The 16988-nt window shown below is 40.2% G+C and carries 15 protein-coding genes and 1 pseudogene; 9 read left to right on the top strand and 7 right to left on the bottom strand.

Annotated features, from left to right (window positions below):
* The first annotated feature begins 338 nt into the window (after nt 1–338).
* The 3 genes from VB693_RS15510 (at nt 339) to VB693_RS15500 (ending at nt 3301) form a co-directional block, all read left to right on the top strand.
* Nucleotides 339–1577, top strand: a complete 1239-nt coding sequence (locus VB693_RS15510) for an aminoglycoside phosphotransferase family protein (RefSeq protein WP_323267040.1) — start codon at nt 339–341, stop codon at nt 1575–1577.
* A 102-nt stretch (nt 1578–1679) separates the two neighbouring features.
* Entirely contained in the window at nt 1680–2768 is a 1089-nt protein-coding gene (locus tag VB693_RS15505) for a T3SS effector HopA1 family protein (protein ID WP_323267039.1), read from the top strand.
* An 83-nt stretch (nt 2769–2851) separates the two neighbouring features.
* Nucleotides 2852–3301, top strand: coding sequence for a thioesterase family protein (locus tag VB693_RS15500; protein WP_323267038.1), 450 nt, complete (start codon nt 2852–2854; stop codon nt 3299–3301).
* 208 nt (nt 3302–3509) lie between these two features.
* On the opposite strand, the gene VB693_RS15495 is transcribed toward VB693_RS15500, so the two are convergent.
* Nucleotides 3510–3863, bottom strand: a complete 354-nt coding sequence (locus VB693_RS15495) for a phospholipid-binding protein (RefSeq protein WP_190699528.1) — start codon at nt 3861–3863, stop codon at nt 3510–3512.
* Nucleotides 3864–4147: 284 nt separating this feature from the next.
* Between VB693_RS15495 and ilvN the strand changes: the two genes are divergently transcribed.
* The gene (gene ilvN / locus VB693_RS15490) at nt 4148–4669 is read left to right on the top strand and encodes an acetolactate synthase small subunit (protein WP_190699525.1); all 522 of its coding nucleotides are present in this window, start codon (nt 4148–4150) and stop codon (nt 4667–4669) included.
* A gap of 100 nt (nt 4670–4769) precedes the next feature.
* Here ilvN and VB693_RS15485 read toward each other — a convergent pair whose 3' ends face one another.
* Nucleotides 4770–5225 (bottom strand): (2Fe-2S) ferredoxin domain-containing protein, encoded by a 456-nt coding sequence (locus tag VB693_RS15485; RefSeq protein ID WP_323267037.1) that lies wholly within the window; start codon nt 5223–5225, stop codon nt 4770–4772.
* A gap of 220 nt (nt 5226–5445) precedes the next feature.
* On the opposite strand from VB693_RS15485, the gene VB693_RS15480 reads away from it, so the two are divergent.
* Nucleotides 5446–6642 carry a DUF4336 domain-containing protein gene (locus VB693_RS15480; RefSeq protein ID WP_323267053.1) on the top strand — a complete coding sequence of 399 codons (1197 nt, stop codon included), beginning with the start codon at nt 5446–5448 and terminating at the stop codon, nt 6640–6642.
* A gap of 114 nt (nt 6643–6756) precedes the next feature.
* On the opposite strand, the gene coaE is transcribed toward VB693_RS15480, so the two are convergent.
* Nucleotides 6757–7347 carry a dephospho-CoA kinase gene (coaE, locus tag VB693_RS15475; RefSeq protein ID WP_323267036.1) on the bottom strand — a complete coding sequence of 197 codons (591 nt, stop codon included), beginning with the start codon at nt 7345–7347 and terminating at the stop codon, nt 6757–6759.
* A gap of 87 nt (nt 7348–7434) precedes the next feature.
* Nucleotides 7435–9225, bottom strand: coding sequence for a translational GTPase TypA (gene typA / locus VB693_RS15470; protein ID WP_190699515.1), 1791 nt, complete (start codon nt 9223–9225; stop codon nt 7435–7437).
* Between the two features lie 290 nt (nt 9226–9515).
* Between typA and VB693_RS15465 the strand changes: the two genes are divergently transcribed.
* Both VB693_RS15465 and VB693_RS15460 read left to right on the top strand, forming a co-directional pair.
* Complete coding sequence (locus tag VB693_RS15465; RefSeq protein WP_323267035.1) at nt 9516–10811, top strand: serine/threonine-protein kinase; 1296 nt, start codon at nt 9516–9518, stop codon at nt 10809–10811.
* 131 nt (nt 10812–10942) lie between these two features.
* A complete protein-coding gene (locus VB693_RS15460) occupies nt 10943–11473 on the top strand; it encodes an IS5 family transposase (RefSeq protein ID WP_323267034.1) in 531 nt (176 codons plus the stop codon).
* Here VB693_RS15460 and VB693_RS15455 read toward each other — a convergent pair.
* Entirely contained in the window at nt 11468–13579 is a 2112-nt protein-coding gene (locus VB693_RS15455) for a GAF domain-containing protein (protein ID WP_323267033.1), read from the bottom strand. The two genes, VB693_RS15460 and VB693_RS15455, sit on opposite strands and share 6 nt — an antisense overlap.
* A 734-nt stretch (nt 13580–14313) precedes the next feature.
* Here VB693_RS15455 and VB693_RS15450 point away from each other — a divergent pair.
* Nucleotides 14314–15387, top strand: a pseudogene (locus VB693_RS15450) (transposase); the annotation flags it as partial.
* Nucleotides 15388–15618: 231 nt separating this feature from the next.
* Complete coding sequence (locus tag VB693_RS15440) at nt 15619–15786, top strand: hypothetical protein (RefSeq protein WP_323267031.1); 168 nt, start codon at nt 15619–15621, stop codon at nt 15784–15786.
* A gap of 9 nt (nt 15787–15795) precedes the next feature.
* Here VB693_RS15440 and VB693_RS15435 read toward each other — a convergent pair whose 3' ends face one another.
* On the bottom strand, nt 15796–16365 hold the full coding sequence (locus tag VB693_RS15435; protein ID WP_323267030.1) for a Uma2 family endonuclease: 570 nt from the start codon (nt 16363–16365) through the stop codon (nt 15796–15798).
* A gap of 14 nt (nt 16366–16379) precedes the next feature.
* The gene (locus VB693_RS15430) at nt 16380–16940 is read right to left on the bottom strand and encodes a Uma2 family endonuclease (RefSeq protein ID WP_323267029.1); all 561 of its coding nucleotides are present in this window, start codon (nt 16938–16940) and stop codon (nt 16380–16382) included.
* Nucleotides 16941–16988: the final 48 nt, after the last annotated feature.

The following is a 16988-nucleotide window of genomic DNA, read 5'->3' as shown; positions in this document are numbered from 1 at the left end:
TTATTTTTAATAAAATTCAAATATATTTATGGTTAAAAATCATAGAAACTCAATGATATTTGATTAAAAATATCAATTGAATGACATCTATTTATTTTGAGAGAATAGGAACATAACGTATAAAGATTTAGTAGGGAAAAAAGAAAAAATTAAAGTAAAAATAAAGGTAATTTTTGCCATATTGGCAGGTTTGAATCAAAGAGATGAGATATTAATATAGGTAGATTAAAAAGGCATTGATATATAAATAATTGTTGTTATCTACCTCAATTTCTAAAGCCAAAATAAGCCTAAAATTCAAAGATTTATCGCCAATCTTACGAACTAGGAAATAATATATGTTATCACCACTATCTTCTCACAATGTTATCCAGTATCTGCACACGGCAGGGCTGTGTAGCTTAGTGGATAGCACTTTCGAGACTTTTAAACTGCCAGAAACTAACAAAAAAAATCGGAATTTAGTGGTGAAGCTAGGAGATAATTTCCAACTCCTAGTTAAGCAAGAACTTAAGCATGAAACTGATGGAATCTCCCACGAATTATTTAACGAATGGCTTTTTCAGCAGTTACTTCAGCAGTTTCCCGTTTTAGGTAATATTTCTGCGATCGCACCATTAGTGCTACATTTCAATGAAGAAAACTCCATCCTGGTGCGTAGCTATCTCAGTGAATATCTAGATTTAAGTAATTTTTATCAAAAGAATAATATTTTCCCTGTAGAGATTGCTACAGCCATTGGGACAACATTAGCGTCCCTACACCGCGCTACGTTCCAAGGTAAGGAATACCGTGATTTTATGGCGACTGCACCCCAAGGACAGTTTCGCTATAGCTTTTACAACCCAGCCCAAGGGATAGAATCGATTACTCCAGAGATTTTTAGTCATGTTCCCAGCGAGTCACAGCGATTCTATGAACTCTATCAACGCTACGAGAGTTTAGAAGCTGCAATTGCTGATTTAGCCTATGAATGGAATCCTTGTTGCTTGACACACAACGATTTAAATTTGCATAACGTATTAATTCATTCTCGATGGAATCAGCTAGATAACTGCTTGGTAAAATTAATTGATTGGGAAGCCTGTGGATGGGGAGATCCTACCTTTGATTTGGGAACTATGTTAGCTAGTTATTTAGAAGTTTGGCTTTCTAGTTTAGTGATAGATGGAACATTGGGGTTAGAAGAATCTCTACAATTAGCTATGACTCCATTAGAAGATATTCAACCATCATTAGTAGCCTTATTACAGGCTTATTTAAATACTTTTCCCATGATTTTAGACTATAGTTGTGATTTTTTGGTACGAGTTATCAAATTTACAGGATTGGCATTAATTCATCAAATTCGAGACAGGATAAAAAATTGCAAGCGCTTTGATAATTCTGATATCTATAAGTTACAATTAGCCAAAAATATTCTAACTAAGCCTGAGCAATCTATAGTCAGTATTTTGGGAGTTGATGAGTCAGCAGTTGTAAGTTCTATAGGTACAATGAATACAATACCACAACCAGAAAAAGAGAAACAACTAGTTCGCCTGTATTATGAAAAAACTCGCTTGCGTGGCTGCTAAATAGAAGGACGAAGTTAGAATTAATTAATTTAGGGTGGGTTTCAACAATCAAATCTGATTACTCTACTTTGTAGGTGTTAAGTCTGAACTTTCAATTGATTAATGCTAAATTACTCTGCTAAAACAATGCTAAATTCCTTAATAGATATTGCTACTAATATCCAAATTGAGCCGAATTTTTGTATCTACCATCCTAATTACCAGCCTTTTGCTTTACCAACTAAAGTAGCAGATAGATTTCAGCAAAATTCGGCTACCCTACAACATAAATATCTCAATTTATTATTACGTAATTTTATTTACGGTATCTATTATAACGGGGTTTTGCAAAGCAGCTTGGCAGTTGATAGTAGTAATAGTAATTACCAACTCCCACAAAATTTAGCAACTAATTCTGTTGTGGGTATTGATTGGGAATTTTATGAACAACTGCAAGCTAGCAATAATGGTAAAGGTTATTTTGACCCCAGTTGGAAAGTGCTGCGAAAAGAACCTGATGGTAGTATGGCAGTAATTAAAGATGGTTTAACCTTATATATCGAGCCAGATTGTCACCTCAAAGCTGGAAAAAAATCTGCTCAAGTTGGTGAATCAGTAGCGATTTGGATGCCGAAGAATCGCTTGCAAAATGGCTATTACCTAGCTGTGAGTGATGTGGGACAAGAACAACAAGGCAATCTTGATGTAAATTTAGGCACTGGGAGAATCTATTTCAACTTTACCGTAGATGGCGCGATCGCACTGATGGACAGTTTAACCCAGCAACTTAATACCAATACTATTCCTTTTACCTTTCAAGTTCTCTACAACCCCAGTACCTATGAACGCTACGATTCTGGCGTACTCTACTTTGAAAGTCGCGACTATCAGGCAATTCACAAAATTTTACAAGTCGTTTATAAAGAAAATCAAGCTTATTTTCAGCCAGAGATCCCCCTATTCACCAAGTTTTTAGCACCAGGATTAGGACTTGCGGAAGAACCAAATCAAAAATTTGCTTCACAAGAAAGTTTTGGGATGAATCGTTGTCAAATCTTAGCTAATGCCTTATTAGAAACTTGGCAAAAAGGTAAGAATGCCGTAGAAGAAAGAATGAAAGCCATTCATCAACATTTCCAAGATCACTCCATCGATTTACAGCGTCCCTACCTCAATCCTACATCCAAAGATATATATTCCCCATTGAAGTAATTTGTATTGACATTACAGTAAAATTAATGATGGAGCAGGCAGCAAGCCTGCTATTTTTGATTTTTGATTTTTGATTTTTATTTATGTCTTTTAGTTATCATCGCACTGTTCGCTTTCAGGATACAGATGCTGCGGGTGTAGTCTACTTCGCCAATATTCTGAGCATTTGTCATGAAGCCTATGAAGAATCTCTCAGAACATCAGGTATCAATCTCAAAGATTTTTTTACTAATCCCCAGGTAGCTTTTCCTATCGTTCACACTAGTGTAGATTTTCTTCGCTCCATATTTTGCGGAGATAAGTTATTAGTTAACTTAATGCCACAAAAAATTGGTACAGAAAAGTTTGAAATAACTTATGAAATCACCTTGGCTGAGGTAGTAGTTGCTAAAGCAATTACTCGGCACGTTTGTATTGATGCAAATAGTAGAAATAAGCAAGCATTACCAACTAGTATTGTCCACTGGTTAGAAAGAAATCGCAGGGACACAGAAGAGGCAGAGAGAAGAAAAGCTAGAGAGGTAATTTCATGAAATACTGATCTCCCCCGATTAGAAACACGGGGGCTTTACTCATCACGACTCGTAAGGGGAGGGTTGGGGTTTTTCGGGTTTCGTCAGGAATGAAGCGGACATGATATAACGTGTCACTGTCACCTGTCACCCTTCGGGTTCGCCAGTCGCTCATGGGGGAAACCCCCAAGACCGCGCTGGCTCACCTGTCACCTGTCACCTTCTTAAACTAGCCAATGGTAACTTGAGCAGTATCAACAGATGTAGTACCGTGTACATTCTGGGCTACAGACCTCATTTTGTTGAGAATTTCTTGGTTAGGAACTTTGCCCTTGAAAACTACAGTCCCAGCAGTCTGAGCAACCCACAAGGAATCTATACTGTTTAATTGTGCATCTTGGTCAAATGCCAATGCTACCCGCTTTGCTAAACCACTTTGGTCATATTCTCCATTCAACCCCAAACGTTCTGGTGGAATTGATTGAGTAGCAGTGGAAGTAGCCGCTTGCGGTACTTGAGAGGAGGGATTTACTTGGGCATTTTGGGGTTTTTCCATACCAAAAATTCTTTTGAGCCAACTCATAAATGTCGTCCTCCTGAAACTACATAGGGTTAATCATATCCACAGCATATGAATTTTGTGACCCATGCACATCTGCCTACAACAAGAGATGCACTCGCCAAAACATATGCTTTCAGTATGATGTAGACCTAACTTTTTGCTAGAAAAGAATAGAAGAGGTGCAGGTATTGAGTTTAAAATAAGGGACAAGACTTATATTTATTAACCTAGTAAGCAGTACGTGTAAGGTAGCTATTAGTTAATGTTTGCGTTAGCAATAGCTGTCTGAGTCTGTGTTGGCAAAGATGAAACATACCCTTTCAGTTTTGGTAGAAGATGAGGCGGGGGTTCTCTCCCGCATTGCTAGTTTGTTTGCGCGTCGCGGCTTTAATATCGAAAGCCTAGCAGTTGGTTCGGGTGAGCAAGGGGGAGTTTCCCGTATTACGATGGTTGTACCTGGGGACGATCGCGTAATTGAACAGCTCACTAAGCAACTATACAAGTTGGTCAATGTCCTCAAGGTGCAGGATATTACAGAAACCCCTTGTGTAGAGCGAGAATTGATGCTTTTGAAGGTGAACGCTACTAGCAGCAACCGTTCCGAAGTCATCGAACTAGCTCAGATTTTCCGGGCGCGTGTAGTAGATGTAGCAGAAGATTCCCTGACTTTAGAAGTTGTGGGCGATCCTGGTAAGATGGTGGCGATCGTGCAGGTGCTACAAAAGTTTGGGATTAGGGAAATTGCTCGCACTGGCAAAATTGCCCTAACTCGTGAATCTGGCGTGAATACTGAGTTGCTCAAGTCTTTAGAAGCTAAGGCTTCCTGAGATAGAATCGCCAAAATGCTGGACAATTAGAAATCGCAGCTACAAGTACCAAGCCTGCCTCCGCAGGCTACATTTATTGTAATTACGAATTGAAATACCATCACTGATTCATCTGCTTGATATAGGAGTAGAGAATTTCGCGATCGCTTTGAGGATCGACAAGTAAGCATTGCTGTCCCACCAGATGATTACGCAAAACCACTACAACCCGTGACTGGGGACAAATTCCCAAACAACTGGTGCTGATAACTCGATATTTTCCCCATAATCCATCAAATTTTAGGCGAGATTTCAGCCAGTTTTGTAACTCTTCTGTGGCTGTGATACTTCTGTTAATTCGATGGGAACTTCCTGCAAATTGCTCTACTGTACACTGTGAACAAACCAGTACCAACCCGTTCTCCCACTGAGGAGCGAAAGATGGAACGGGAGGAATGGGAGGAATCCAAGTTTCTGGTGAGTGATAACTTGGAGGGGGACTTGGTTCTAGAGTGGATGAAAACTGCTGAAAGATTTTCCTAATCAGTGCTTTGATACGTTTGAGCAGTTTTTTCATAGAATATTTGCTTGGCTATTTCTCTCATAGCATTGCGTCAATTTCCCGTTGAGTCTGTTCTAGTAGATCACGTCTTTTAGTCAGGAGTATAAAAATTCCCACGACATCAAATATTTGCTACACTCGGATATTCGGAGTTCCAATAAAAATAGTTGGAGTTTTGGGAATGGGGGGGAGTTGCGGAGTGGGTGATGATGAACTTGCAAATATCGTAGAACAAATGAATCAGAAAGACTTTACCTGGCCTTTCTGGTTTACTTTGCCACTCTATCCATACAGTAAGCGGCGAACACTCCGGCAAGAAATTATTAAAGACACAATCTGGACTTTTGACCAGATACAGGGGATTTTCTACGTTATTGTTCCCATTCGGATGACTGTTGTCAAGCTAGATGAAGGGGGACTTTTGGTATATGCACCCGTCGCCCCAACTCCCGAATGTATTCGGCTGGTAAGTGAACTAGTGGCAGAACACGGAGATGTAAAATATATCATTCTGCCAACTATTTCCGGTTTAGAACATAAAGTTTTCGTTGGCCCCTTTGCCAGATGCTTTCCTACTGCACAGGTGTTTGTTGCTCCGAATCAGTGGAGTTTTCCCCTTAATTTGCCCCTCAGTTGGCTGGGTTTACCTCCTAAACGCACTCATATATTACCAACAGACAGTAGCCAAGCTCCATTTACTGACCAGTTCGACTATGCGATATTAGATACAATTGACCTTGGCCCTGGTAAATTTGCAGAAGTAGCATTTTTACATAAGCGATCGCATACTTTACTAGTCACAGATTCAGTCATTTCTGTACCCGCAAATCCCCCAGCGATTATCCAGTTAGATCCATACGCCTTACTATTTCACGCCAAAGATCAATCTACAGATGTCGTTGCCGATAATCAAGCCAATCGCCGCAAGGGATGGCAGCGTATCACTCTATTTGCCTTATATTTCCGACCTAGTGCGTTAGAAGTACCCCCTTGGGTGGGAGTATTAAAAGATGCCTTTAAATCCCCAGAAAAGTCATATAAAGCTTATTTTGGATTATTTCCCTTTAAATGGCGGTATGATTGGCAGCGTTCTTTTGATGCTCTCCAAGGAAATGGACGTTTATTTGTCGCACCCATATTACAGACATTGATTCTTAACCGCGCACCCAGAGAGACTATTAACTGGGCTGATAAAGTCGCCAGTTGGGACTTTCAGTGGATTATTCCCTGTCATTTTGATGCCCCAATCAAAGCCGAACCGCAGCAGTTTCGCCAGGCTTTTTCATTTTTGGAAAAACAGCCTGCTGTAAGTGCAGGGTTATTTAGTAGTAGCAATTATCCTTTACCAGAGGAAGACTTTAAACTGCTGAATCAAATTGATGCAGGTTTATCTAAAAGTGGTATTGTTCCTCAACCACAAGATAAAGTGTAGAGAGTGCTGAGTAGAGAGTGCTGAGTGCTGAGTGCTGTTAGCGGTAGCGCGGCGTTTAGCCGGTGCTGAGTTCTGAGTAAATCTAAAATTTCTCTACGAATTACGAATTACGAATTACGAATTACGAATTACCGCCGTATCTACTTGTTTGAGTAACTTTGCTAAGGTGCTGGAATTATCTAATAGAACATCAGCACGGGCAGCTTTTTCAGCTAGAGATAATTGACTATTGATGCGGGCTTTTGCCTGTTCTGGAGTTAATTGATTGCGTTCAATTAATCTTTGTAATTGCTGTGATTCTGAACAAATTACCACCCAGATTTCTGTCACCAAATTAGTCATCTGAGCTTCAAATAATAAAGGGATAACTAATACTATTGTTGATGTAGAAGATTCAGCAACTGCTTTGAGGAAGCGATCGCGCACATAAGGGTGAATGATACTATCTAGCCACTGGCGTTCTGCGGGATGAGAAAAAATAATTTCCCCTAACTGGGAACGGTTGAGGCTACCATCGGGGAGTAAAATTTTTTTACCATAACGCTGTGCGATCGCATCTAAAATAGGTGAACCTAGAGATACTGCATCCCTAGCATAAATATCTGCATCCAAAATCGGTAAACTATATACATTCGCCAAATAATTAGCGACAGTAGTTTTGCCTGTAGCAATACCCCCAGTTAAGCCAATAAGTCGGTTAGTCATTAGTTATTGGATATTGAACCCTCACTGAGTCAGGTAAAAAACAAAAAGCCCACATTTGTGGGCTTTTAAATTAATTAATTACTTTACTTACCGCTTTGCCAATTTCTTCGACATCTTCCGTAGACGAATCGATTGGGGTGTAACTTCCACCAACTCATCGGGGCCGATGTACTCCAATGCACGCTCTAGACTCATGTCTATTGGTGCTTGCAACTGCACTAATTCATCACCACCAGCAGCGCGGTGATTGGTTAACTGCTTGGTTTTGCAGATATTTAGTTCTAAGTCTTGAGGACGATTGTGTTCACCAACAATCATGCCTCTGTAAACTTTAGTACCGGGAGTAATAAAGAATGCTCCTCTATCTTCGGCGTTTTTCATGGCGTAGAAGGTAGAAACGCCTTCTTCAAAGGAGATTAACACACCTTTGTTACGAGCTTCAATATCACCACTAAGTTGACGGTAATCTAAGAAACTGTGGTTCATGATACCTTCACCGCGAGTCATCCGCATGAATTCACCACGGAAACCAATCAAACCACGGGCGGGAATGACAAACTCTAGCTGAGTGCGATCGCCACTTCCTGGTTGCATATCTTGCATTTCGCCTTTGCGTTGTCCTAGGCGTTCGATACAGCTACCAACAGCATCAGCAGGAATGTCTAAAACCAAGAGTTCAAAAGGTTCACAAGGTTGACCGTTGATTTCTCGGTAAATTACTTGTGGTTGGGATACTTGAAACTCGAAACCTTCCCGGCGCATGGTTTCGATTAAGATACCCAGGTGCAGTTCTCCACGACCGGAAACTAGAAATTTATCGGGAGAGTCGGTTTCTTCCACACGGAGAGCGACGTTAGTTTCTAGTTCGCGGAATAGGCGATCGCGTACTTGTCTGGATGTCACCAATTTACCTTCTTGACCAGCAAAGGGTGAATCATTTACCCAGAAGGTCATTTGTAAGGTAGGCTCATCCACTTTAATTAGTGGTAAGGCTTGGGGTTCGTTGGGGTCAGTAATTGTTTCGCCAATGTAAGCATCAGCAAAACCAGCCACCGCCACAATATAACCTGCGGTAGCTTCTTCCATCTCTACCCGCTTCAGCCCTTCAAATCCCATCAACTTGGTAATTTTGCCCTTGACAATGCTGCCATCTTCTGTAACTAGAGCAGCTTGCTGTCCAGCGCGGATTGTACCGTTGTGAATTCTGCCAATAACAATTCGTCCCAGATATTCAGAATAATCTAAGGTTGTGACTTGCAATTGTAGAGGCTTGTTGATATCGCCTACTGGGGGTGGAACGTGTTGCAGAATCGCATTAAACAGGGGTTGCATATCTACCGATTCTGCTTCTAAGCTTTCCTTGGCATAACCGCCCATACCGGAAGCGAACAGATAGGTAAAATCACACTGGTCTTCGTCTGCACCTAATTCCAAGAACAGATCCAATACTTTATCCACAGCAACGTGGGGGTCAGCTTGGCCACGGTCAATTTTATTAACAACAACGATGGGGCGCAGGCCTTTTTCCAAAGCTTTTTTCAACACAAAGCGGGTTTGGGGCATGGGGCCTTCATTGGCATCGACAATCAGCAGACAGCCGTCAACCATGCCGAGTACGCGCTCAACTTCACCACCGAAGTCAGCGTGTCCAGGAGTATCAACAATATTGATCAGTGTTTCTTTGTAGCGAACAGCTGTATTTTTCGACAAAATGGTAATGCCCCGCTCTCGTTCTAAAGCGTTGGAGTCCATGACGCAGTCCGGAACGTCTTCGCCTTCGCGGAAAATGCCGGATTGTTTGAGGAGTGCATCAACCAGGGTGGTTTTGCCGTGATCTACGTGGGCGATAATGGCGACGTTGCGAATTGGGAGCGTCATAGAAGCTTTTTAGTGAAGTCTAGGGGAAATTTTACGATTTACATTTTGGTCTAGGCTGTTTTAACAGAATTGGGGATGATCAGCAAATTCTGTAAAGAAGCTTTAATAATTCTAGCGTAATTGTCACAATTCTACAGGTCTTTGTAAATGTGGCTGAGGTTGATAAAATCAGGCTGCCTGTGGAATTTAGTAGGTTTCTACTTTACATAAACATCGGTCATCAACTTGTCTCAGGAAATTTATTTAACAAATGTGCAAAAATTAACACCAAGTTTATTAGCTGGTGAACAATGGCTTGGGCTTCAGGGCAGCAATTGCAAGGTGGTAAGTACACTCTCGAACACGAATTAGGCAAAGGTGGCTTTGGTATAACTTATCGAGCCAAAGATAATTATGGACGTTTGGTTGTGATCAAAACTTTGAATGATCAAGTGCAACGCCGTCCCGACTTTGCCAAGTTTCAGCAAGATTTTTTAAATGAGGCAATCAAACTAGCGAAATGTAACCATCCCCATATTGTCGGAATTGATGAGGTAATTCAAGAGGGTGACTTGTGGTGCATGGTGATGGAATACATCGATGGAGAAAATTTAGCGAGTCGGGTAGAAAATCAAGGCGTTTTGTCAGAAGCGGAAGCATTGCGTTACATTCAGCAGATTGGTGAAGCGTTGATAGTGGTTCATAATAATGGACTACTGCATCGGGATATCAAGCCACAAAATATAATGCTGCGTTCTGGTAAAACAGAAGCTGTGTTAATTGATTTTGGTATTGCCCGTGAGTTTAGCCCGAATTTGACGCAGACTCACACACAAATGTTATCTGATGGTTTTGCGCCAATTGAGCAATATGACAAAAGAACAAAACGGGGTGCTTACACAGATGTTTATGCCTTGGCAGCAACATTATATTCTTTATTAACTGGTGAAATCCCCACAATAGCACCGCTCAGAGCTATTGGTAATGTGTTAACTCAACCGAAAAATATTAATCCAAGTATTAGCGATAAAGTGAATCAAGCAATTATAAAGGGCATGGAGATAAAACCAGAGAGTCGCCCTCAGTCAACCAAAGAATGGTTATCACTTCTGAATATTCAATACACCAATTTAAGCTCTATTGCCAATACTATAGTCGTTTCTCCCAAAATAGATAACATTATCAGTCAATTTAATGTTCATGTTGACTATGACAGTGCTAATGCAGGATTGCTTATTTATCATGGAGAAAGCGGCACAGATTTTTTACTGCATTACCACATAACTATTTCTGATACCTATGCTTTTAATTTTGGTGGTAATGGTTTTGCTGTTTTTCTTATTCCTAAAGATGCTCAGAAAGCCAAACATATAAAATTATTAGATAGAGAGGAAATTTTAGCTAGATGCTTAATTGCTTACGAACTTTTTAAAGAATGGCATTATGGTATTTTAGGATGGAATTGTGAACACTTTGCTAGGCTAGTGACAACAGGTGAGGCTATTAGTTATCAGGTAAGAGAGTCGCTTTTAGGATTTTTAAATAACAATGGTTATCATCCACTGGCAAAAGAAATGATGGATAACGCTTGTCAACGTAAAGTATGAGCTTGTAAAAAACAGTACGATCGCCGCAGCTTTAAAATTAAATTATGGAAGCACAACCGCGAGAAGTTCAGGTATATAGAACCCATTTGGGATCTAGTATACTGTTCAAATAACAGTATTTTTTATTACTCGTGTATTTAAGCAGGTTAACAGATGAAGAGTGGTTAATTATTGAACCATTATTACCTAAAAAGAAGCTGACTCGTCCACCTACATGGAGTAAAAGACAAATTTTAGATGGCAACTTTTACCAGCTGAAAAATGGCTGTAATTGGGCTGATTTACCGAAGGATTTACCCCCCTATTCCACAGTATTTTGGCATTACAAGCAGTGGCGAAGTGATGGATTTATCGAGGATATCATGGAGATTTTACATCAAAGAATCCGAGAAAAAGAAGGAAGAAAGCCTGTTTGGACTACCTTGATCATGATCGATTCCCAAGCAGTCAAAAATACTTGTAACGCTAGTATTGAAACCAAGGGGTTTTGTTTTTATAAGTCCACAAACGGTATAAAAAGGCATCTAGCTGTAGATATTCTCGGCTTTCCCTTTTTTACTCACTGTACCCAGGCGAATATTTCTGATGACCAAGGGCTGATTGAAATGTTGACAATTCATATTGACTATAGATCCCAAATGGGTTCTATAGTGAAATTATGAAATCTCAATCGCAGAGTTCAAAAGGCTATTAATAACACATAATAATTGGCTGATAGTGTAAGGTTTGTGCAAAAAAACATTGACATCGACCTTAGCAGATGCGGCAACCTGGCTGCTCATTGAGATGCCGCTGATAGCAACAATCTTGACTTGTGGATTCATCTGCTGCATGATACTGATAGCGGTTAACCCATCCATACCGGGCATCATTATATCCATTAATACCATGCTGATTTGATTCTTGTGTTCGGCATATAATGAGATCGCCTCAATGCCATTACTAGCAGTCAAAATTCTATAGTTGGAGTCTTCTAAGGAAGTTTTAGTAATCTCCAGAATGGCAGCTTCATCATCTACAACTAAAATCAATTCTCCATTGCCGTCGGGTAAAGGAGAAGTTTCTGCTTGTTGGTTTATGCTTTCCTTGAAAGCGGGCAAGTACACCTGAAATTGAGTGCCTTCGCTTACAACGCTCTCCACGCTAATAAACCCACCGTATTTTTTGACAATGCCAATCACAGTAGAAAGACCTAGGCCTGTACCTTTGCCCAATTCTTTAGTTGTAAAAAAGGGTTCAAAAATGCGCTCTAAAATGTGTGGAGGAATACCAAATCCTGTATCTTTTATAGTAATGACCAGATAAAGTCCAACCCTAGCATCCAACTTCATCCTGGCAAAGTTTTCATCAGCGAAGAAGTTGTTTGCAGAAATCTCCAGCGTGCCACCTTTGGGCATGGCATCACGAGCGTTGACGCATAGGTTCATTAATACTTGATGAATTTGAGTATAATCTGCTTTGATAGTCCAGAGGTTTTGCTTGGGTAGATTCTTCCTAATTTGGATAGATTTCGGAAATGTGCTGTGGACGATTTGCTCAATTTCCAACAGTAAAGGTTCTATTTCTAAAGAAACGCCCTGTTTTTGAGAACCATGTGAAAATGTCATAATTTGCTTGACCAAATCAGCTGCACGTTTAGAGTTATCTTGTATAACTAAGAGCATTTGCTTATGCCGCGCATCGAAATGAGTCAGTTTAGGCGTTAACATTTGAGCCGAAAGCATAATTGGTGTTAAGATGTTGTTCATGTCGTGGGCAATGCCACTAGCTAGCGTGCCGAGACTTTCTAAACGCTGGGTACGGAGAAATTGGGCTTGAAGCTGTTTTTTCTCAGTAATGTCAGTGTCAACACTAAGGATAGATTTTGGTTGGGACGCTTCATCATACATTAGTGTCCAGCGGCTTTCGACAATAATGGACTGACCAAATTTTGTTACTTTATCTAACTCACCTTGCCATGAGCCACAGTTAAGGGCATCTTGACGAGCCGCTTCTAGTTGCGGTGAAGTTTCTTTGTACAAAAGCTCTTCGGCGTTGTGTCCCAAAATCTCATCAGCTTGCCAACCGTAGAGACGCTCGGCACCTTGATTCCAGAATAAAATTTTGCTTTTTAAATCTCGGACTAAAATTGCGTCAGTAGTGATATCAAGTAGAGCAGCTTGTTCTTTAATTTTTTGTTCCGCTTGCTTGCGTTCAGCAAGTTCGGATTGTACCTGCTCATGCAGTTGAGATTGTTGGATGGCAATGCCTACTTGTGTTGCCAATTGCTCAAGCAATTCAATTTCCCACCTCTGCCACTGTCGAGGTGCCGTACACTGGTTGGCAACTAATAATCCCCACAAATTTTCTCCTTGCAAGATAGGGACTGCCAAGTTGGCCCTGACCTGAAATTGAGCAAGTAAATTGCAGTGGCATTCAGTAAGACCTGCTATATAAATATCTTCTACAGCTTGAATGCGTCCTTGTCTGTACTCCTCACCTTTGGTTTCCATAAAGTAAGTGTCTTGGACTTTAGCATTCAGAACGGATTTCCAATTTTCATCAACAGATTCCACCACCACAACGCCACTGTAGTCTGGGCCAAAGCGATACATAAATACTCGGTCTGCTCGGAGAAACTGCCGTACTTCAGTTACAGTAATGTTCAAAACCTCATCCAGACTCAAACTCTGGCGGATGCGTGTTGCTATTGCCATCAACAGTCGTAGCCACTCAACCTTCTGTTGCAGTGCTGACTCTGCCTGCTGACAACCGCTGCTAAGGCACATTTCATTAGACTTATCACTGTTCATTTCTAATATGCCTGACTATTATAATTAGGCTGTTAATATCTAGCGTTTGCTGGTTATTGCTAAAGATTATTGCCCTGAGCTATTAAAAACATATACACTTCAAAGCTCTCTGTTAAGAGATTGTTTCCCTAAAACCAGAATTTTTCTAAAAAGGTTTTGAACTAAATCACAACCAAAACAATTGCAACATAAATGTTAATTAGTTACAAATCCAGAAAACTACATATATGCCAAAGACGAAGTGGAACAAGGAGATATATCTACATAAGGTACAGTTATTTACTTTATTTCGACCATTAGGGGGTTCAGCCGGGATCTATGTATTAGTCGCATTTTTCTTAACATATATTAGCCCTCCGGTGGGGATTATTTGTGCAGTATATCCTCCCTAAAGACATACTGGATTAACGTGAGTCTCCAAGGAAGGCGCACCTGCGGGAAGGGTGAAAGAAACAAAGGTAACTCATTTCTTGCACCAACCGTAGTCACACGCACAAGCCAGAGAAACCATTGTTTAAGTGTAACAGCAGGTGAATATACTCGAATAAGTAGGTTTTGTTTCAAAAAGAACTTAACCGATGTAATTAATACAGAGGATGCGAGATAGCTGAATGCAGAGGCTGTTTGACCTGAGCATAGAGATGATTGCATATTTGTCTCAAAACATAAGAGAAAGGGCGTGAAATGTATTTTGATAAAAAGCAAGAAAAATGCTTGCCCACGCCCAAAATTTAGTTTACACCCTCAAAGAATTGATGCCGACGCAGTATCAGAAAGATAATTTAGAAGCGATGCTGACTTTATTTTTAGAGGCACAAGGACACCCATTACCCGAACACAGCCAGACAAAATCTCCAAGCGCAATCAGCCGATTTTTAAACATAAACCCTTGGTCAACAAAGAAAATGATTAGGGTAATTCGTCACCACGCATTAGAAGCAGTTTTAAAGATATTATCGTCATCAACTCCAGGGCGAAAACCTTTTTTACAAGTCATTATTGACTTAACAACTTTAGAAAAGCGCGGTAAATTTTCAGCATTTGGTGACTTAATTAGAGTTTATAATGGCAAGCGTGGTCTACATATAGTTGTTGTTTATTTAGTTGTAGGTAGATGGCGTATCCCTTCTCCTTACGGAGACGCTACGCGAAGGAATTTTCGAGTTTGGAGAGGTAAGGGGACACCTTCACCGGCACAACTTGGGCTGAAATTAGTTAAACGTTTACCTCAATCTTTAACTCAACACTTCCAGACAATTATTTTAGCTGATACAGCCTTTGGGAGTATAGAATTTCTTGAAGGTGTGCGTCGTCTAAAATATCATGTTGTTACAGGTGTATCTATTAGTCGTAAATTAGCCGATGGCAGACTTCTAAGACGTTTACATCAACAGGGGCAACAAATTTATTTGTTTGGTTTAAAGTTTCCTGTTACTGTTTCTTGGTATTACTTAAAGCGCGATAACGGCAAATTAGAAAAACGTTTTGTTTTGTCTATCCGTCCAATTAAAGCTTCTACTCTCAAATGGTGGGGTAAGCGTCGATGGCAAATTGAGGGTTGGTTTAAAACCGCAAAGCATCGTTTTGGTTTGCATCGCTTTGGGCAAGGAACTTTACTGGGTATGTATCGCTGGCTGATTCTTTCTCTGTCCGCTTATCTCATCGCTCATTGGACTTATCTACATACTCACTCAACATCACCACCTGATTGGGGTCAGGCTGCACAAACTGCCCTTGAGTCTATTTTTCCTCATATAGTTGTGTATCTACTTTTACTTGACATTTAACGGCTAACTCCCCTTGCACTTAGTCATGGTTTTGACATCCAGTTTTCCAGGTGCAAGAAGTGAGGCCGGTTAAAGCCAGATGGGTCATTGAAAGAAGTAATGCTTGGATGGAACGCTGTAAAAGCTTGGTCAAAAATTTTGAAAGAACTTTGGCGAATGCGACGACTAAAATTCATCTCTGCTTTGTCAGACTTATGCTCAAACGGTTAGCTACTTCATAGATCCCAAATGGGTTCTATAAAGCCTGATAGCAAGATTCCTTTTGATGAATGCTTTGATTCACTGCGGATCGCAAAGCAAAATATAGACTTGAGATTAAAATTAACCGTTACTGTTGTTGATAAGACAGATAGTAGCGTTACTGCTACTGCTAATAACTCTGAATTAACCGTATAGTCAGTTTAATTATTTCACTTTCAACCAACTAAAAATATCTGCTGCTTTTATTTGCCATTCTCCTAATACATCAAGAACAGTTAAAATATCAGTATCATATTTCACTACTGGCAACTGATTTGGTTGAAATACCAACACCGATTTATCATTTGGGTCAATAAACCAACCTAATTTTGTACCATGATTAATACAGAAAATAATTTTATTAATTACCCGATTAGGAGCTTGGTCTGGTGATAAAATTTCAATAGTCCAATCTGGGTAACTTTCAAACCTATTGGCAATCTCTCCATCTTCATCAGTTGGAAGGCGTGACCACTCAAATACGGCAATGTCTGGAACTAAGGAACGTCCAGCAAATGTACAGCGTAACTCGGTTAATGCTAAAGCTATCTTTTGAGATGTACCAAGTTGATTAATTTTAGATGATAACTCAGTTTGAATCCTGCTATGTTTTCCTTGAGGCATTGGTTTTTGATAAATGCGTCCATTGATATATTCGCTAGCTGGCTTAGTTTCTGGTAATTGCAAAAACTCATCCAAGGAAAGGTGAGAGTATACCTGACTTGATAGCGTCATCAGCAATAATTCCTTTACAATAGTTTTGCTAAAGGCAATGTAAATCCAGGTAAAATATCTTCACAGCTTAAAATTGTTGTGGCTGGATACGAGGTAATCGAACCATCACGACGATAAACTAAAGCTTGCTGATTTTGACGATCAATTAACCATCCCAATTGCACACCATTGGTGATGTATTCTGCCATTTTGGTTTTGAGTTTTGTCAAGCTGTCATTTTTTGAACGAATTTCAATTACAAAGTCGGGTGCTAGATTGATAAATCCATCTTCTTGGTGATCCCAATTTTCTGGTAAGCGTCCTTTAGCTACGAAAGCAGCATCAGGCGATCGCACCGCAGTATTTGCTAATCTAAAACCTGTACTCGTCCCAAAAACTTCGCCTAAATCCTGACTTTCTACCCAAACTAGTAAATAAGCACCTGCTTTTATCTCTCGATTGCCAGAAATTCCCCCGGTTGGTGGCATAGTTTCTATAGTTCCATCAGCATTACGTTCAAAACGGAGTTCTGGATTTTGCGAACTCATCAGCATTAGTTCTTCATCGGTGACAGTGTACAAAGATTGGCTGTTCATGATGCTATGGCTGAGTGAACACTTTCATTCTAGGCTGAGTAGAGATAA

The sequence above is a fragment of the Anabaena sp. UHCC 0399 genome (assembly GCF_034931465.1).
Taxonomy (GTDB): domain Bacteria; phylum Cyanobacteriota; class Cyanobacteriia; order Cyanobacteriales; family Nostocaceae; genus Trichormus; species Trichormus minutissimus.
This window is presented reverse-complemented; position numbering and strand designations above follow the sequence as displayed.